This is a genomic window from Candidatus Delongbacteria bacterium (genome assembly GCA_020634015.1).
In the GTDB taxonomy this organism is placed as follows: domain Bacteria; phylum CAIWAD01; class CAIWAD01; order CAIWAD01; family CAIWAD01; genus JACKCN01.
In genome coordinates this window covers 664,759-679,978 of record JACKCN010000001.1, presented here as the reverse complement: position 1 = coordinate 679,978, position 15,220 = coordinate 664,759, and the positions used below count along the sequence as shown (strand labels likewise).

At 66.0% G+C, this 15,220-nt stretch carries 19 protein-coding genes; 7 read left to right on the top strand and 12 right to left on the bottom strand.

Annotated features, from left to right (window positions below; translation table 11 throughout):
* Positions 1–9: 9 nt before the first annotated feature.
* Positions 10–942 carry an exopolyphosphatase gene (locus H6678_02825; GenBank protein ID MCB9472724.1) on the top strand — a complete coding sequence of 311 codons (933 nt, stop codon included), beginning with the start codon at positions 10–12 and terminating at the stop codon, positions 940–942.
* Positions 943–1,001: 59 nt separating this feature from the next.
* Positions 1,002–1,535, top strand: a complete 534-nt coding sequence (locus H6678_02820; GenBank protein MCB9472723.1) for a GNAT family N-acetyltransferase — start codon at positions 1,002–1,004, stop codon at positions 1,533–1,535.
* Between the two features lie 51 nt (positions 1,536–1,586).
* On the opposite strand, the gene H6678_02815 is transcribed toward H6678_02820, so the two are convergent.
* From H6678_02815 to H6678_02805, 3 genes are read right to left on the bottom strand one after another with little or no spacing between them, the layout of a single operon-like run.
* Positions 1,587–2,180: a class I SAM-dependent methyltransferase gene (locus H6678_02815; GenBank protein MCB9472722.1), complete on the bottom strand. Its 594-nt coding sequence runs from the start codon at positions 2,178–2,180 to the stop codon at positions 1,587–1,589.
* A complete protein-coding gene (locus tag H6678_02810; protein ID MCB9472721.1) occupies positions 2,177–3,817 on the bottom strand; it encodes a SagB/ThcOx family dehydrogenase in 1,641 nt (546 codons plus the stop codon). The genes H6678_02815 and H6678_02810 overlap by 4 nt, the downstream gene beginning before the upstream one ends.
* Positions 3,804–5,228 carry a class II fumarate hydratase gene (locus tag H6678_02805; GenBank protein MCB9472720.1) on the bottom strand — a complete coding sequence of 475 codons (1,425 nt, stop codon included), beginning with the start codon at positions 5,226–5,228 and terminating at the stop codon, positions 3,804–3,806. Before H6678_02805 ends, H6678_02810 begins: the two co-directional genes overlap by 14 nt.
* Before the next feature lie 261 nt (positions 5,229–5,489).
* On the opposite strand from H6678_02805, the gene H6678_02800 reads away from it, so the two are divergent.
* Positions 5,490–6,218, top strand: a complete 729-nt coding sequence (locus H6678_02800) for a hypothetical protein (GenBank protein ID MCB9472719.1) — start codon at positions 5,490–5,492, stop codon at positions 6,216–6,218.
* An 86-nt stretch (positions 6,219–6,304) separates the two neighbouring features.
* On the opposite strand, the gene H6678_02795 is transcribed toward H6678_02800, so the two are convergent.
* The 5 genes from H6678_02795 to H6678_02775 form a co-directional block, all read right to left on the bottom strand.
* Complete coding sequence (locus H6678_02795; protein ID MCB9472718.1) at positions 6,305–6,811, bottom strand: DinB family protein; 507 nt, start codon at positions 6,809–6,811, stop codon at positions 6,305–6,307.
* A gap of 79 nt (positions 6,812–6,890) precedes the next feature.
* Complete coding sequence (locus H6678_02790; GenBank protein ID MCB9472717.1) at positions 6,891–7,856, bottom strand: hypothetical protein; 966 nt, start codon at positions 7,854–7,856, stop codon at positions 6,891–6,893.
* Positions 7,853–8,338, bottom strand: a complete 486-nt coding sequence (locus H6678_02785) for a GNAT family N-acetyltransferase (protein ID MCB9472716.1) — start codon at positions 8,336–8,338, stop codon at positions 7,853–7,855. Before H6678_02785 ends, H6678_02790 begins: the two co-directional genes overlap by 4 nt.
* Entirely contained in the window at positions 8,335–9,900 is a 1,566-nt protein-coding gene (locus H6678_02780) for an amidase (GenBank protein MCB9472715.1), read from the bottom strand. Before H6678_02780 ends, H6678_02785 begins: the two co-directional genes overlap by 4 nt.
* A 13-nt stretch (positions 9,901–9,913) precedes the next feature.
* Positions 9,914–10,540, bottom strand: a complete 627-nt coding sequence (locus H6678_02775) for a trimeric intracellular cation channel family protein (protein ID MCB9472714.1) — start codon at positions 10,538–10,540, stop codon at positions 9,914–9,916.
* A 344-nt stretch (positions 10,541–10,884) separates the two neighbouring features.
* Between H6678_02775 and H6678_02770 the strand changes: the two genes are divergently transcribed.
* A complete protein-coding gene (locus H6678_02770) occupies positions 10,885–11,184 on the top strand; it encodes a hypothetical protein (protein MCB9472713.1) in 300 nt (99 codons plus the stop codon).
* Positions 11,185–11,205: 21 nt separating this feature from the next.
* A complete protein-coding gene (locus tag H6678_02765; GenBank protein MCB9472712.1) occupies positions 11,206–11,556 on the top strand; it encodes a hypothetical protein in 351 nt (116 codons plus the stop codon).
* Positions 11,557–11,571: 15 nt separating this feature from the next.
* On the opposite strand, the gene H6678_02760 is transcribed toward H6678_02765, so the two are convergent.
* The 4 genes from H6678_02760 to H6678_02745 are packed head-to-tail and all read right to left on the bottom strand — an operon-like array spanning position 11,572 to position 14,052.
* Entirely contained in the window at positions 11,572–12,030 is a 459-nt protein-coding gene (locus tag H6678_02760; GenBank protein MCB9472711.1) for a TPM domain-containing protein, read from the bottom strand.
* Between the two features lie 2 nt (positions 12,031–12,032).
* Positions 12,033–12,785, bottom strand: a complete 753-nt coding sequence (locus H6678_02755; protein ID MCB9472710.1) for a TPM domain-containing protein — start codon at positions 12,783–12,785, stop codon at positions 12,033–12,035.
* 17 nt (positions 12,786–12,802) lie between these two features.
* Positions 12,803–13,402 carry a LemA family protein gene (locus tag H6678_02750; protein ID MCB9472709.1) on the bottom strand — a complete coding sequence of 200 codons (600 nt, stop codon included), beginning with the start codon at positions 13,400–13,402 and terminating at the stop codon, positions 12,803–12,805.
* Between the two features lie 56 nt (positions 13,403–13,458).
* A complete protein-coding gene (locus H6678_02745; protein ID MCB9472708.1) occupies positions 13,459–14,052 on the bottom strand; it encodes a DUF4287 domain-containing protein in 594 nt (197 codons plus the stop codon).
* A 236-nt stretch (positions 14,053–14,288) separates the two neighbouring features.
* Between H6678_02745 and lexA the strand changes: the two genes are divergently transcribed.
* Both lexA and H6678_02735 read left to right on the top strand, forming a co-directional pair.
* Complete coding sequence (gene lexA, locus H6678_02740) at positions 14,289–14,924, top strand: transcriptional repressor LexA (protein MCB9472707.1); 636 nt, start codon at positions 14,289–14,291, stop codon at positions 14,922–14,924.
* A 36-nt stretch (positions 14,925–14,960) separates the two neighbouring features.
* Positions 14,961–15,215, top strand: a complete 255-nt coding sequence (locus tag H6678_02735) for a hypothetical protein (protein MCB9472706.1) — start codon at positions 14,961–14,963, stop codon at positions 15,213–15,215.
* Positions 15,216–15,220: the final 5 nt, after the last annotated feature.

Below are 15,220 nucleotides of genomic sequence, written 5' to 3'. Positions count from 1 at the left end.
ACACGGCCCTTGGAATTCCAGTCTTCGCCCGCTCCCCAACCCGGTGAATTCGGTCATCGCTTCGCCGCCATCGACGTGGGCTCCAATGCCCTGCGCCTGCTCTTCATGCAGGTGCTGGATGAAGACGGCGAGCCCTGTTTCCGCAAGGTCTCGCTGTTCCGGATGCCCCTGCGCCTGGGCACCGAGGCGTTCATCAGTGGGCAGCTCAGTGCCGCCACGGCCGAACGTCTGGTCAACAGCCTGAAAGCCTTTCGCCTGCTGATGGAGGCCTGGCAGCCGCTGCGCTGGCGCGCCTGTGCCACCTCCGCGCTGCGCAGTCTGGCCAACGCCGACGAGCTGGCCCGGCAGATCCGCGAGGATGCGGGGCTGGATCTGGAACTGATCACGGGCAGCGAGGAAGCGCACATCCTGCTGGCCAACGCGGGACAGGCGGGCCTGGACCGGGCGGGAAACTACCTCTATACGGATGTGGGGGGCGGCAGCACCGAGCTGACCTTGCTGGTGCCCGGACGAGCGGCCCAGAGTCGCTCCTTTCCCGTGGGTACCGTGCGCCTGCTGACCGAACGCACCGACCCGGGTGTCTGGCAGGAAATGGCCCAGTGGCTGCGTGAACACCGGCCGCGGGGGCCCGTGATCACCATCGGCAGCGGCGGCAACATCAACAAGCTGGTCTCGCTGGTGGGGCTCAAACCGGATCATTCCCTGTCGCAACTGCGCATCCAGCGCCAGCTGGAGCGCATCAGCGGATTGACGGTTTCCCAGCGCATTCGCCAGCTGGGGCTGCGCCCGGACCGCGCCGACGTGCTGCCCCATGCCCTGAGGATTTACCTTTTCGTGATGCAGACCGCCCGCTCGACCTGGATGCAGGTGCCGCAGGCCGGCCTGGCCGATGGCCTGATTCGCCAACTGTACCACGAATGGGCCAATTCGCGCCAGTCCTGAGCCCACTCCCGCGCCGAACCCAAGGTCCGGATCACCTCCCCACGGCCGGGCGCCACCCGATGGAGATCGCCGTGTTCCAGCTTCCTGCCGACCATGCCCCGCTGCTCGAGAGCGCGCGACTGCTCCAGCGACCCCTGCGCAGCACGCACGCCCGCATCCTGTATCCCCTGCTGGCCGACGTGCGCCTGCACGAGTTCACGGGTGGCGATCCTCCCGAATCGGAAGCTGCGCTGACTGAGCTGCTGAGGTTTCGCGAACAGCGTCGTTCTCCCGACGGCCAGGAGATCTGGCTGAACTGGCTGATCGAACACAAGACCGGGGGCCAGCCGCTGGGCTACTCCCAGAGCACGGTGTGTCAGGACCATGCCCATGTGGCCTGGGTGATCGGAACGGAATGGCAGGGGCAAGGTTTTGCCGGGGAAGCGGCCCGGGCGCTGGTCGCCTGGCTGCTGGAGCAGGGAGTGCCCGAGGTTCGCGCCTGCGTGCACCCCGCGCACGTCGCCAGCCAGCGGGTGGCCGCCTTTGCGGGGCTGGTGCGCACCGAGGATATGGAGGATGGGGAGGAGGTCTGGGTGATCCGCGGCTCCGCGTGATCCCCGGACTGAGGTCTGATTCCGGATGAGCGGAAGAGTCAGCAGGAACTCTCAGGGCTTGCGGGCCAGAACCTGGACCACGGAGGCCAGTCCCGTATGCAGAGTGCCTTCCACGACCGTGCGTTCCGTTTCCCGTGCGATCAGGAATTCCAGACCCTCCAGCTCCGTACGCAGGGTCTCGAGCGACACCAGCAGCGACACATCGCGCGGGCCGCCCGTGCCATGGGCCAGCTGGGCGGGCGTGTAGGCCTCGATCACCAGCAACCCGCCTGAACGCAGACCCGAGCACACGCGCCGGTACAGGTCGGCACGCACAGCCCCGGGCAGATGGCAGAAGATCGACACCACGCTGTCCCAGCGGTCCTGACCGGGATCGTACTCCGCCAGATCGCCACAGGTGGTTTCAAGCCTCACGCCCTTGCGCGCAGCCAGCTCACGGGCCTTGGCCAGACCCACGGCCGAGGAATCCACGGCACTCACGCGGTGACCCAGTCCGGCCAGATACACGGCGTTGCGCCCTTCGCCTTCGGCCAGCGAGAGCAGGTCACCGGGCCTGAGTCGGTCCGCCACCTGCACCAGAAAGCCATTGGGTTCGGTTCCGTAAACATACTCGCTGGCGGAGTAGCGTTCGTCCCAGCTGTTCATGCGTCATCTCCGCTGTCTGTGCCGCGATCGGCATAGGGTGGCAGGGTGCGCAGTCGGGTATCGCGAACCGCGCCGCCAATGGTGAAGTGATACAGGCTGCGGAAACTGTCGTCCTTCAGCCCGATGCTCGTGTGCACGGCCTCGTCGAAGAAACAACCGATGCCCGTGCCGCTCAGTCCTGCCGCCTCGGCTTCCAGATAGAGCACCTGGCCCAGCAGACCGCATTCCCAGTAGAGGCGCGGGTAAAGGGCGGGGCCGACCTGTTCCAGTCCTGGGCGAAACTCGGCCAGCATGCCCAGACTGATGCAGCCCTCGCCCGCGATCTCCTGCCCGCAACTGAGCGCGGCCGCCCGCGAGCGCCAGTCGCCCGGTTGCAGAAGTCGCAGCGGCAGTTCGGCCAGCGATTCGCCGCAAGGTGCCCAGAGCAGGCCCGGATCGCTGACGGCCCGCAACCGTTCTTCGTGAGCCGGATCCCGAAGCAGCAGATACAGACCCGACTCCAGTCCCGTGACACGGTGCACGAAGATCAGCAGGGACACCCGGGGCCGCTGGGGCAGGCTGGCACAGGGCAGATGTCCGGCGCCCGGCAGGCAACGCTGCAGAATCCGCTGGAAATCCTCAAGGGGCATCGCCGTCTCACCGTCCATGGCCACGGCACTGCGTCGACCGTGGATCAGGGCACGCAGCGACGGGCCCGGGCGTGGCCACCTGTCGGACAGCGGAGGCAAGGGCGCTTCGTCCGGGTCGGTCATCGGCGCGGACGAGCGGCAGAGCTCACTCATGCGTCGCAGTCCGGGCCAGACACGGGGAAGGGCTCCCAGGGACTCGGGTTCTCCCTGCCAGTGCAGCTCATTCCAACCCTCGGGAACCGTCAGTGACAGGCCTGAAGCCCCATCGGGCAGCGAGTCGGCCTGGGCCAGCACCACCAGAATGTCCGGGATCTCGTGAAAGGGGCCGCGCGTCGAGTCCAGCCCCAGCAGGGTCTCAAGCTGGGCGTGTGACAGCGCCGGGCAGGAGCGCGCGCTCAGCCCCAGGGGAGCGGCCGCGAAGGCCAGGGCGCCCAGGGCATGGCCCAGATCCAGGTGCACATAACGGAAGGCACGTTCGCCGTACTTCCAGGCTTCGCGCCAGGCAATGCTGGAAAGACCCAGCAGAAAAGACTCCCGGGGCAGTTCCCCGACCAGAGCCTCCCACAGCGCCAGAGGCACACGGGCCCGCAGTTCCAGACTGTGATCGCGGGGAGCGTAGTGCGCCACGAAGGGCGTGTCACTCAGGCCGGGAATCGCGGGGCAGATCAGGGTGGCTTCGGTGGGATGCAGGTTGCCACTGGAGGGATTCATCCGCAGGGCCCAGCGGGACTGGCCGAATTCCTTCCACGCCGAAAGCCCCAGACTGTCCTGCAACAACTGGCCGAGCCGTGTGCGCGCGTCCGTCGATGGCTCCGGGTGGGTGTCGTCCGGACGGACAGGACGCAGCGGCAGAGTGAGGCGCTGGGTGCCCACCCAGTGCTGGAACGGATCGGGCTGGGTGATCCAGTCCAGGCCACCCGGTCCGGGTGCGAATCGCCCGGGCGCGTGGCTGCTGAGCCGGTGCCAGGCCAGCACGTCATTCAGGGCCTGTGAGTCAGCGGGAGTCATCGTCGTCCGTCTTCCGGTTGGGCAGGGCCTGTCGCGCGGGATCGAGCCAGCGCGCCAGCTCGTCCGGATCCAGGCTGCTGTCCTCGAGGGCGACCTCCAGCAGACTCAGCCCGCGCAGGCTGGCCGAATGCGCCAGTGCCGCGGCCCGTTCGTAGCCGATCCGGGGAGCCAGTGCCGTGACTCGCATCAGGTTGCGCTCCAGCAGGTCGGCGATGCGCGCCCGGTCCGGTTCGATTCCCCGGGCACAGTGGGTGTCAAAGGCCGCGCAGGCGTCGGCCAGCAGCCCGATGCTTTCCAGCACATTGTGCAGGATCACGGGCTTGTAGACATTCAGCTGGAAATTCCCCTGGCTGGCGGCGAAGGCCAGGGCGGCGTCGTTGCCATAGACCTGCACGCAGACCATCGAGAGCGCTTCGCACTGGGTGGGATTGACCTTGCCGGGCATGATCGAAGAGCCCGGTTCGTTTTCGGGCAGACGCAGCTCGCCGATGCCGCAGCGCGGTCCGCTGGCCAGCCAGCGGATGTCGTTGGCGATCTTGAGCAGGGCCGCGGCCGTGGTGCGCAGAGCGGCGCTCAGCTGCAGCAGGGGCTCGTGGCCGGCCAGGGCGGCAAAGAGATTGGGAGCCTGGCGCAAGGGCAGACCCGTGATCCGCGCCAGATCCTGGATCACGGCCTCGGCAAAGCCGGGATGTGCGTTCAGCCCGGTGCCCACAGCGGTGCCGCCCAGGGCCAGCTGCAGCACGCCGGGCCGGGCGCTGTCAAGGGCGTCCAGTGCCAGGCTCAGCTGGGCGGCCCAGGCCCCGACCTCCTGGCCCAGTGTGATCGGGGTGGCGTCCTGAAGGTGCGTGCGCCCGGTCTTGACCAGCAGGGCATGCTCAGTCGCCAGTGCCCCGAAGGTTTTCTTCAGGCCGGTGAGAGCCGGAAGCAGACGCTCCTGCAGTTCCCCCAGCACGGCCACATGCATCACGGTGGGGAAGACATCATTGGAACTCTGGCCGCGATTGACATGGTCATTGGGATGGACCGGCCCGGGGCTGCCCAGCGCGTGACCCAGGCGTTCGTTGGCCAGGTTGGCCAGCACTTCGTTGGCGTTCATGTTGCTCTGGGTGCCGGATCCGGTCTGGAACACCACCAGTGGAAACTGTGTGTCCCAGCGCCCCGATTCCACTTCCGCGGCCGCCCCGGAGATGGCCTTGGCAAGCTCTTTGTCCAGTTGTCCCAGTTCGGCATTGGCGCGCGCGGCGGCACCCTTGACCAGGGCGAAGGCCCGGATCACGGAACGCGGCCAGCGGAATCGTTCGCGGCCGATGGGAAAATGCTCGATCGAGCGCTGGGTCTGGGCACCCCAGTACACGTCGGCGGGGACCCGGACCTCTCCCATGCTGTCGTGTTCCAGTCGGAATTCGTTCATCATGGCCTCCGCGCTTGCTGATGCCGGAATGTGGCGTGACTCGCCCCTGCAAGGGCCCATCCCGCAGGCCGGCAGTATGCAGAACCCTGTGCAACCGGCCAAGCCGCAGGCGTTTCCCGGAAATGGATCCGCGGCTGCCTCTTCTGGAGTGGCACTGGCAGTGGGTTCGGTTCAGGAACCCGTCGGGGCATCGGCAGGTTTCGCCATGTCGATGATGGTTCCAGACAGCTCCCGCTCCTTGTTGTCCGCAAAGGGCCCCGTATGAAATCCCTGGTCAGTTCTCTGCTGCTGGGCCTGCAGTGTCTGCTGCCCTCAGCCCTGTGTGCCGCCCGTGCGATCACGGGTGATGCGTTGGCGGACCTGCCGCTGGTGGAGGTTGTGGCCGATGGCCCCGGGCCGGATCTTCTTGTGGTGCTGATCAGTGGAGATGGAGGCTGGGCCAGCATCGACCGGGAGCTGGCCGCGACTCTGTCCGCGGCGGGGCTGCCCGTCATTGGTCTGGATGCTCGCAAGTACTTCAGCCAGCCGAAGACCGTCGAGCAGTCCGGCCGAACCCTCGGCCGGATCATTGCCCGGGGACTGGCCCGTACCGGCAGGCAGTCTGTCCTGTTGGTGGGGTTTTCCCGCGGAGCCGATGTCCTGCCTTTCATGATCAACCGTCTGCCCGAAGACCTGCGTGCGCGGGTCGCCCAGCTGGTGCTGATCGCTCCCTCCGCGGAGACCTCGCTGGAAGTCCACCTGTGGGACGCCCTCGGGGCCTCACCCAGCGGCCCCCTGCTGGAGGTCCTGCCCGAATTGCGAAGCCTGTCCGGCATGCCGATCCTCTGTCTCTACGGCAGCGAGGATCCGGACTGCATCGGCTCGTCCCTGCCCGACGGCCTGGCCACGGTCATTTCCATTGCGGGAGGACACCATCTGGATGGAGACTATGCCCGCCTGGGGCAGTTGATTCTGGAACATCTGCCCCAGGCCGGCACATCCAGGCCCTGAGCATGCGCGCCGGATCTGCTGGCGATCAAGCAGAACGGCCCCCCGGGCTTGTGCGTAGGGGGCCGTTCGTCAATCGGGGGCAATGCTCAGAAGTTTTCGTCCGCACTGGGGCCATACAGCGCGGGAACCGGCTTGTCCAGCAGGCGCAGGTAGACCGTGAGCTGGGCCCGATGGTGAATCAGATGGTTCAGGATCATCGAGCGCAGCGCGGCCACCCGTGGCATGGCGAAGATGACCTCGCCACCGGCGAGCAGTGACCAGGTCTGCATCATCTCGCCATCTTCCACGGCGGCCAGGGCTGAGCGGAACTCCGCGGCATTGCGGTCGAAGGCTTCCAGCGCGGCGGCCCTGCCCGAATGCTCGGGTGATTTCATCGGTTCCTGACCCACGGGAGCCACATCGAAGGAGTCGGTCTGCACGGTCATGGTGCCCCAGGCGAGCATGTTGACCACATGCGAGGACAGGTGCAGCAGGGACATGGAGCGGGCGTGGGGCTTCCAGCCGAAGGATTCGTCGGGCAGGCGTTCCAGCACCTTGCGCGTGTTCTTCAGTTCGTTGTCCAGTTCGGGCAGCATGGATGCGGCGATGCTCATCGTGCAAGTCTCCTGTTGGTTTGGTGGGAACGGTCTGTTGGTTGTTTGCGCCCCGCGTCTGCGAGAAGGTGGAATATGCTCAGGGGGCGGGACATTCCGGAGTTGCGCCTGGCCGGGTTGGCTCGTCGCGCCAGGGATCCCGAGTCAGCGCCAGGGGCGGCAGCAGCATCATCAGGGGCTCGTCCAGCCGCAGACGCCAAGCGGCTTCGGAATGCTCATGGCCAGGAAATGAGCGATAGAGGAAATCCCGGCCGGAGAGCCAGCCCTTTTCGCGCAGCACCTGGTTCACCGCACGCTGCAGGGGCGGGTAGTCCGCATCGAGGGTCCGGTCGCCGTGATCGACGTAGAGCAGGTGTCCGTCCGGCTCGGGCAGGCATTGGCGCAACCAGTCCTCTTCGTGAGCCATGGCGCCCGGCCAATGAGTCGAGAGGCAGGCCGCCGCGCCAAAGACCTGCGGATACTGGATCATGGCCGCCAGCGAGATCAATGCGCCCCGGCTGGACCCCATCAGCACCGTGTGATCGCGGTCGGGCAGAGTGGGGTAGCTGGCATCGATCCAGGGCTTCAGCTCCTCGACAAGGAAGCGCAGATAGTCGTCACCGCGGGCCTTGTCGCCGAACTGCTGGCGAAACTGACGACGCTCCGCGCGCGTGAATTGCGCATAGAGCGCATCGGGCATGTATTCGGGACGCCGCAGCGGAGTATTGGCAATGCCCACCAGCAACGCGAGCGAGCAGAAGCCCTGGCGCGACAGGGCGACCAGGACGCTGTCCACATTCCAGTCCACACCGCTGAAACTGAGTGAATCCTCGAATAGATTCTGTCCGTCGTGCATGTAGAGCACGGGCAGCGGGTGGCCGTCCCAGAGACTGTCGGGAGGCAGCCAGACCTCGATCGCACGGGCCTGCACGTGATCGGAGGGAAAGGCCTCGACCCGCTCGAGCGTGCCGGTGTCCGTGATCCGTCTCGTGGGAGCCGGTATCTGCCGTTGGCGCGCCGTGACACTGGAGCAGAGGCAGAGCGCCAGAATCAGGATCCAGTTCACCGCGTGGGTCCTCCGTGTGTGTCGTCCTGCGTGCGTGGCACACCCAGCGGATCCTGCCGTTCCAGAATCCAGCAGCGCTCGTCGTGACGAAAACCGATGCGGGGGTAGTATTCAGCGGCCGCGGGAGCCGCCAGCAGGATCAACTTGCAGATCGACCCCAGCTGCTCGCGCGTCAGTCGGATCAGTTCCAGCCCGATTCCCGAGCGCTGGCCCGTGCGATCCACGGCCAGATCGGCCAGATAACAGGATTGGTGAAAATCGGTGAGCGAGCGGGACACACCCACGAGGAGATCACCGTGCCAGGCACTCACCAGCAGGTTGCTCGCGGCCAGACTGCCCGCGATGTTGGCACGGTCGTGTACGGGGCGCCGCTCGGCCAGTCCCGAACGCTGCAGCAAGTCGATGTAGTCCTCGGGCGTGATCGGCTGATTCACGCGGTAGCTGATCGCGCTCGCCGGCGATCCGGTGGATGTCACACTCATGGCTGTTTCCTCAACAGTGCCTCCAGGGAGGCGCCCAACTCCAGCAGGCGGGCGTCAGCGAATTCTCCCGCGCTCAACGAGAGGCCCACGGGCAGTCCGTGTACAAGTCCCATGGGCAGGCTCAGGTGGGGGTATCCCGCGATGGCAGGATAACTTGAGAACCCGCCCAGAAAGTGGTCGCCGGTCACCAGATCGATGCTCCAGGCGGGGCCCGTGGTGGGGGCCAGCAAGGCATCCAGCGAGTACTGGGTCAGCAGCGAATCCAGCCCATGCTCGCGCGTGGCGCTGCGGACCCGCTCGAGGGCCCCGGGATACCCCGGATCCTCCAGCCCGCCCGTGGCCTGCGACTTCACGAAGATCTCCTGGCCGAACCACGGCATCTCGTCCCGCGTGTGATCCAGATTGAACTGGATCAGCCCGGCGAGAGTGTGCACGGGCAGCGAGTCGGGCAGCGCGCCCAGATACTGGTTGAGGTCGTGCTTGAACTCGCAGAGCAGCACATGGTAGCTGTCGTCGCCGAAGCCGGTCGGCTCTTCCAGACCCAGACCGTCCAGCAGGATCGCACCGGCACCGCGCAGGCACTCGAGAGCCTGATCGAAGAGCGAGTCCACACCCTCGTGATACCCGGTGGCCGAACGCAGCACACCGATGCGTGCGCCCCTGAGCAATGCGGGATCGCCGGAAGGATGGGAGATCGCCGGCACGCCGGAGCCCCGCGCGGTCACCGGGTCGCGGGCGTCCTCGCCGCGCATCGCCTGAAGCACCAGAGCGGCATCACCGGGTGTGCGTGTCATCGGTCCCGCGGTGTCCTGGCTGTGCGAAATGGGCACGATGCCCGTACGGCTGCACAGTCCGATGCTGGGTTTGAGTCCTGTGATGCCATTGACCGACGAGGGGCAGATCACGGAGCCATCGGTCTCGGTGCCCAGCGCGGCCACACAGAATCCGGCGGCCACGGCCACTCCCGAGCCCGAACTGCTGCCGCAGGGGCTGCGCCCGGTGTCCCAGGGGTTGCGGGTCTGCCCACCCACGGCGCTCCAGCCCGAGGAGGAACGCTCCGAGCGGAAGTTGGCCCACTCGCTGAGGTTGGTCTTGCCCAGCAGGACCGCTCCTGCCGCGCGCAGATTGGCCACCACGGGCGCATCACGTCCGCTGAGGTTGTTCGCCAGCGCCAGTGAACCGGCCGTGGTGGGAAGTTCGCGCATCTCGATGTTGTCCTTCAGCAGCAGGGGAATCCCGTGCAGGGGGCCACGCGACTGGCCCAGCTTCCGTTCCTGGTCCAGCCGACGGGCCTGGGCGAGGGCTTCGGGATTGGTGGCGATCACCGCCTGCAGCGGGCCGTCGTGGTCTTTGATGCGCTCGAGGAAAAATCGGGTCAGTGCCTCGGCCGTGAGCCGTCCTTCGTCCATGGCCGCCTGCAGCTCGGGAATCGAGCCCTGCAGCAGCAGGGTTTCAAGTGGGCCGGGATCCTTGAGCGGACTTCCCTGTGGCTGTGGCAAGGCACTTGTGGCCAGTGCGGCACACAGGCAGAGAACCGAGCTTCTGGCCAGAATCTGTGTCATCAGTCCTCCGCAGTCATCGATGGTCGTTCCAGTAGAACACGGGCAGGCGCCAACCACGGTGAATCGCCAGCAGACGCAGGGCCACCACGGTCGCCAGGCCGGCCCAGATCGCGGGGGCCGGATCCGCCAATGCCTCGCGCAGACCCAGATACACACCCGCGCCCGCCAGTGAGGCGGTGGCGTAGAGGTCGCGCCGCAGGATCAGCGGTACATCATTCGAGAGCACATCGCGGATCACACCACCGGCCGCACCGGTGATCGCCCCCATCATCATGCTGATGGGAACTCCCAGCCCGGCCCGTGCGGCGATGCGCGCACCCATGATGGTGAACAGGGCCAGACCCAGAGCGTCAGCCAACAGCAGGGCACGCTCGGGTACCGGAAAACGACGCACCCAGAGCAGGGTCAGCAGAGCGGCCAGGGTACTCACCAGCAGATAGCGGGTATCCGTGATCCAGAACAGTGGGTGACGGTCGAGCAGCAGGTCACGCAGGGTGCCGCCCCCGAGGCTGGTGACCACGGAAATCACCAGGACGCCAAGCAGGTCCAGCCGCTGGCGTCCCGCCGAGAGCGCCCCGCTGGCCGCAAAGACCGCCACGCCGGCAAAGTCCAGTGCCAGTGCCAGACTCAGCGTGCTCATGAGCCGGACTCCGGAGCCCATGCGCGGTCGTGGGGCGGCCGATCCCGCAAGCGGTTGAGTTCCGGTTCGCCCGGCCGCCACCGGACCAGCAGGCTCGGGAGAGATGCGACGACACCGCTGACAGTCAATGCCACGAAGGGGTTGGTTGCAGTCATGATCATCCTCAGTCCTGAGCGTCGCGCGTGAATGGACGGGTTGGCCAGCGAATCCTCACGAAAGAATTTCAGGCAATCCGGAATTTCCTTGTGCATCCGCGGTCAGGATCACACTATCTGGGCGCGATCTCTCCCAACGATGCGCAGCGACCCAACACAATACAGCGGAATCACGGCAAGGAGTGATGAATGAGTCGATCATGGAACGTCGGTCTGGGCCTGCTCGTGCTGGCAACCCTGTGCCGGGCGGCGGAGGCGCCCGCTCCCCGGGCGGAGCCAAGCTCCGAAGAGTCCGCCATGGCCGACATGGCGCCAATGCCCGTGATGCCACTGGGTGAACTGCTTCACCCGGAGGACAGCCTTTCGGTCATGCGCTATTTCGCCGACGGCAAGATCACGCTCAACGACCGCTGCGCCGTGCGCCAGGTGCGTCTGAACCGCAAGATGGGCGCGTCATACGTCAACGACCATCCGGTGGGATTCTGCTGAAGGCCCTGTGGAGTGACCTTCGTGCAAGGTCCCGAAATCTGGCTGAACAATCTGGGCATCTCGGTGGAGTGTGTGGTCGATCCGGAAAAGCAGGCCCTGCTGGACGTCGATCACCGCGTCTTCGTGAACTATGAAACCTATTACCTGTCCAGCGACGAGAACCGCGAGAAGTTCCTCGTGGCTCCCTGGCAGTATACCGGCATGCTGACCGATCCGGTCACGAAAGAACGCTTCCAGCCCAGTGCCGACTCGCCACGGCGCGAACACGCCAACCGGATCTTCTTCTTTCAGAATGAGGGCAACGTCGCGCTCTTCGAGAGTGCCGCGGATTCGCTGGCCGTGCCGGTGGTGCCCTACGCGGGCCGGATGTGATCCGGGGAGCGGCGCTCAGTCCTTGAAGTCGATCTCGTCGCTCAGTTCGTTGCGGTCATCGGGCATGTAGGGATAATACTCGGCCAGCCGCTCTCCCACCTGGGCAATGCCCGCGCAAAGGCCGTCGCCAAAACGGTCCTCGCGGAAATGCCCGGTCATGCCGGCGATCACGTCCTGCCAGAACCCCTCGCCCACGCGGCGGTGCAGGTCTTCGTCACCGAGCACGGCAAAGCGTCGGGATTTGACCGCCAGATAGAACAGCACCCCGTTGTGTGCCTCGGTGGCGTGCATGCCCAGTTGCTCGAAAACCTGCCGTGCCCGCAGTTCGGGGTCCTGGGTTTCCTTGGGCAGGGCGGTTTCCAGACAGAGCCGCACTTCGGCGCTGCAGGCGGCTTCAGTGGCCGCGATGGCGGCCTTGATCCGGTCCTGCTCCTCCTGACTGAGGAAGCCGCTCGCTGTCAGACGTCGGCCCATGCTCACCACCCTCCGCTTGCACCACCGCCACCCGAGAAACCTCCGCCTCCAGAGAAGCCACCCCCGCCGCCGCCGAATCCTCCTCCGCCACCGAAGCCTCCGCCCCGGCCACCCGAGTTCATCAGCATGCCCAGCACGAACAGACCCGCATCCCGGCGGTTGCGTCCGAAGATCAGGTAGAGAATGATCAGGGGAATCAGCAGCCCCAGCAGTCCGGAAGACTTGCCCTTGCGGGATGTCGTACGCGGCGCCTGGGTCAGGCCCTGGGCCAGCGGATCGTCGGGGGCCACACGCTGGGCCACCCGCTGCATCACCAGGGCGAAACGGCCGATGGCCGGATCACGGGGCAGCTCCTGCATTTCCTGGAGGATGCGGTTGGCGATCACGTCGGGCAGGGCCTCCTCGAGACCATAGCCCACTTCCAGCCGGGACTTGCCCTGGGCGGGGAAGACCAGGAAGAGCACCCCGCGGTAGTCGCCCTTGGTGCCCAGGCCCCAGTGCTCGTAGACGCTCGAGGCGAAGTCCTCGAGCTCGCCCTCCAGTTCGGGCAGAATGGCGATCACGAACTGGATCTTCGTGCGCTGTTCGAACTCGTAGAGCTCATTGGCCAGCAGATCGGCCTGGGCCCGGCTGACCAGGCCCACCTGGTCGGAAAAGTGCTTGGCCGGCACCCGGGGGAGCGCGGCCGGACCCGGGCCTGCCAGCATCAGCAGCAGGCCCAGGAGCATCAGGCAGCGTGCATGAATCGTGCGCACGAAGACCCCCGTTCCGTTCAGAACTTCACCGCGGGGGCCTGTTCCGAGCCTTCGGCCGCTTCGAAGTACGCATGCTTCTCGAAGCCGGTCAGGCTGGCGATCATGGCACCCGGGAAGCGCCGGATGGCCGTGTTGTAGGCCTGGGCCATTTCATTGTAGCGTCGGCGTTCCACCGCGATGCGGTTCTCGGTGCCTTCGAGCTGGGCCTGCAGGTCCAGGAAGTTCTGGTTGGCCTTCAGGTCCGGGTATTGTTCCACGATCACCATCAGGCGACCGAGTGCGGAACTGAGCTGCCCCTGGGCGGCCTGGAACTTCTGCATCATCGCCGGATCATTGAGGGTTTCGGGCGTGAGCTGGGCCTGCATCTGGGTGGCCTTGGCGCGCGCCTCGACCACGCCCTGCAGGGTTTCCTGCTCGTGGGCCGCATAGCCCTTGACCGTCTCCACCAGGTTGGGAATCAGGTCCGCACGGCGCTGGTACACGGTCTCCACATTGCCCCACTGGCTGGTCACGGCCTCGTCCTTGGCGACGAATCCGTTGTAGCTGGACATCAGCATCATGACCACGATCACGATGAACGCGACCACACCCAACAGGATGATCCACCCCTTTTTCATTCCGGTCTTCCTTTCTGGAACATCGGTTCCTGCACCACCCACCGTCCGCCGCGGGATCAACCGGCCGTGTCGAAGGCCTGGCGAATCCAGCCCAGCAGCTCCCCATCCACGTCCTCCGGGCCGCTCAGTCGCACCGTGTGCGAACACATGCCGCCCGGCTTCTGGACCTTCAGCCGTTCCCCGCCGGAGAGCGTCCGGCAATTCAGTCCCACTTCCACCTGGGTCCTGGTGGCCGGGCCGACCATGGCGAACTGCTTGGCCCGACGGAGACTTATGTAGGTCTTTTTGGGCGCGATCTCAAAGGGTCCGAATTGATTGATCTGCCGCATCAGCGCCTCGTGCAACGGGCGCAGGGCGGATTTCGGGCCCGAATACAGTCCGTCCAGCACCGCCTCCAGGTCCTGTTCCACAGAAGGGGCGCTGGCCGCGGAGACCGACACCAGCCGTTCCGGGCTGTTGAGCGCCATGTGGGCCAGAGTATTGGCGTCGCCATGGCCCAGCCCCAGCTCGCCTTTCAGCATGTCGCGGATCTGGCCGTGTTTTTCCAGCCCGCTGCGCTGGATCAGTTGGTGAAGCTGGGACAGCGTCCTGCCGCTGCGGGTCTCGATGTTGGCCAGTTGGGTGGCCAGAGCCTTGTCCAGGGCGTTCATGGCATGTCTCTCCTGTGTTGCTGTGGGGTGGAAAAATCGCCATTGCCGGCGCTGGGCGCGAGGAAAAACTTCCCTCCGCCGCTTCCCGCGGATGCCCGCGGGAAGCGGCGGCCATCCGGGCGCGACTTTTTCCTTGCAGCACTGAACAAGTGTTCATAAAATACTGAACAAAAAATGACGCCCCCGGGATTTCAGCTTCAACCGGGACGCGGACGCCACCTGCCAGGAGGACCCGGATGAGCAGTTTCAACCGCAATCTCACCAGCCGCCAGGAGGATGTGCTGCGCTACCTGCGCGAGCAGCTCGAGAGCCGGGGCGCGCCTCCCAGCTACCGCGAACTGGGCGAGCATTTCGACATCCGCTCCACCAACGGGGTCAAGGCCCTGCTGGACGCCCTGGAGAGCAAGGGTTACCTGCAGCGCCGGGCCAACAAGGCGCGCAGCCTGGAACTGACCATGGAGGCCATGGCGCTCACCGAAGGCTCGGACAGCCATGCCATTCCCCTGCTGGGGCGCGTGGCCGCCGGCGAACCGATTCTGGCCACGGGCAACCTCGAGCGCTATGTCCAGGTCGACTCCGAGCTGATCGATCACCGCGACAGTTTTGCCCTGCACGTGCGCGGCGACAGCATGATCGGGGCGGGCATTCTCGACGGGGACCTGGTCATCGCCCGTTCCCAGGAGAGCGCCATGACGGGCGACATGGTGGTGGCCATCCTCGACGAGGAGGCCACGGTCAAGTTCTATTTCCCGGAAGGGGAGCGCGTGCGCCTGCAACCGGCCAACGAGCGCTACGAGCCGATCCTGGTGGATCGCCGTTCCCCCGAGTTCCGGATCGCGGGCAAGGTCATCGGGCTGATGCGCAGTTATTGAGACCGCCCCCGCTTGCGGGGGCGCATGGAAGGCAAGATGAGATACGAACAGATCGGCGACCCCATCGAGGTGATCAGCCTGTTCCAGAACGGACGCCAGCGTCCCCTGCGCTTTCGCTGGAAGAATTCCGTCTACCGCGTGTCCCAGGTCAACGGGGGCTGGGTCAGCGACCTGGGCACCCAGCGCCGCCTGCACTATTCCGTGTGCGCCGAAGGCGACGATGTCTACGAACTCTGTTTCTCGCTGGATACCCTGGGCTGGGAACTCTCCCGCGTCTGCCTGGTGGGCTGAGCGGG

Excerpts from the sequence above, each read along its gene's own strand:
- H6678_02820 (MCB9472723.1), top strand. The coding sequence starts at position 1,002 with ATGGAGATCGCCGTGTTCCAGCTTCCTGCCGACCATGCCCCGCTGCTC.
- H6678_02815 (MCB9472722.1), bottom strand. The coding sequence starts at position 2,180 with ATGAACAGCTGGGACGAACGCTACTCCGCCAGCGAGTATGTTTACGGA.
- H6678_02810 (MCB9472721.1), bottom strand. The coding sequence starts at position 3,817 with ATGACTCCCGCTGACTCACAGGCCCTGAATGACGTGCTGGCCTGGCAC.
- H6678_02805 (MCB9472720.1), bottom strand. The coding sequence starts at position 5,228 with ATGAACGAATTCCGACTGGAACACGACAGCATGGGAGAGGTCCGGGTC.
- H6678_02800 (MCB9472719.1), top strand. The coding sequence starts at position 5,490 with ATGAAATCCCTGGTCAGTTCTCTGCTGCTGGGCCTGCAGTGTCTGCTG.
- H6678_02795 (MCB9472718.1), bottom strand. The coding sequence starts at position 6,811 with ATGAGCATCGCCGCATCCATGCTGCCCGAACTGGACAACGAACTGAAG.
- H6678_02785 (MCB9472716.1), bottom strand. The coding sequence starts at position 8,338 with ATGAGTGTGACATCCACCGGATCGCCGGCGAGCGCGATCAGCTACCGC.
- H6678_02780 (MCB9472715.1), bottom strand. The coding sequence starts at position 9,900 with ATGACACAGATTCTGGCCAGAAGCTCGGTTCTCTGCCTGTGTGCCGCA.
- H6678_02775 (MCB9472714.1), bottom strand. The coding sequence starts at position 10,540 with ATGAGCACGCTGAGTCTGGCACTGGCACTGGACTTTGCCGGCGTGGCG.
- H6678_02770 (MCB9472713.1), top strand. The coding sequence starts at position 10,885 with ATGAGTCGATCATGGAACGTCGGTCTGGGCCTGCTCGTGCTGGCAACC.
- H6678_02760 (MCB9472711.1), bottom strand. The coding sequence starts at position 12,030 with ATGGGCCGACGTCTGACAGCGAGCGGCTTCCTCAGTCAGGAGGAGCAG.
- H6678_02750 (MCB9472709.1), bottom strand. The coding sequence starts at position 13,402 with ATGAAAAAGGGGTGGATCATCCTGTTGGGTGTGGTCGCGTTCATCGTG.
- H6678_02745 (MCB9472708.1), bottom strand. The coding sequence starts at position 14,052 with ATGAACGCCCTGGACAAGGCTCTGGCCACCCAACTGGCCAACATCGAG.
- lexA (MCB9472707.1), top strand. The coding sequence starts at position 14,289 with ATGAGCAGTTTCAACCGCAATCTCACCAGCCGCCAGGAGGATGTGCTG.
- H6678_02735 (MCB9472706.1), top strand. The coding sequence starts at position 14,961 with ATGAGATACGAACAGATCGGCGACCCCATCGAGGTGATCAGCCTGTTC.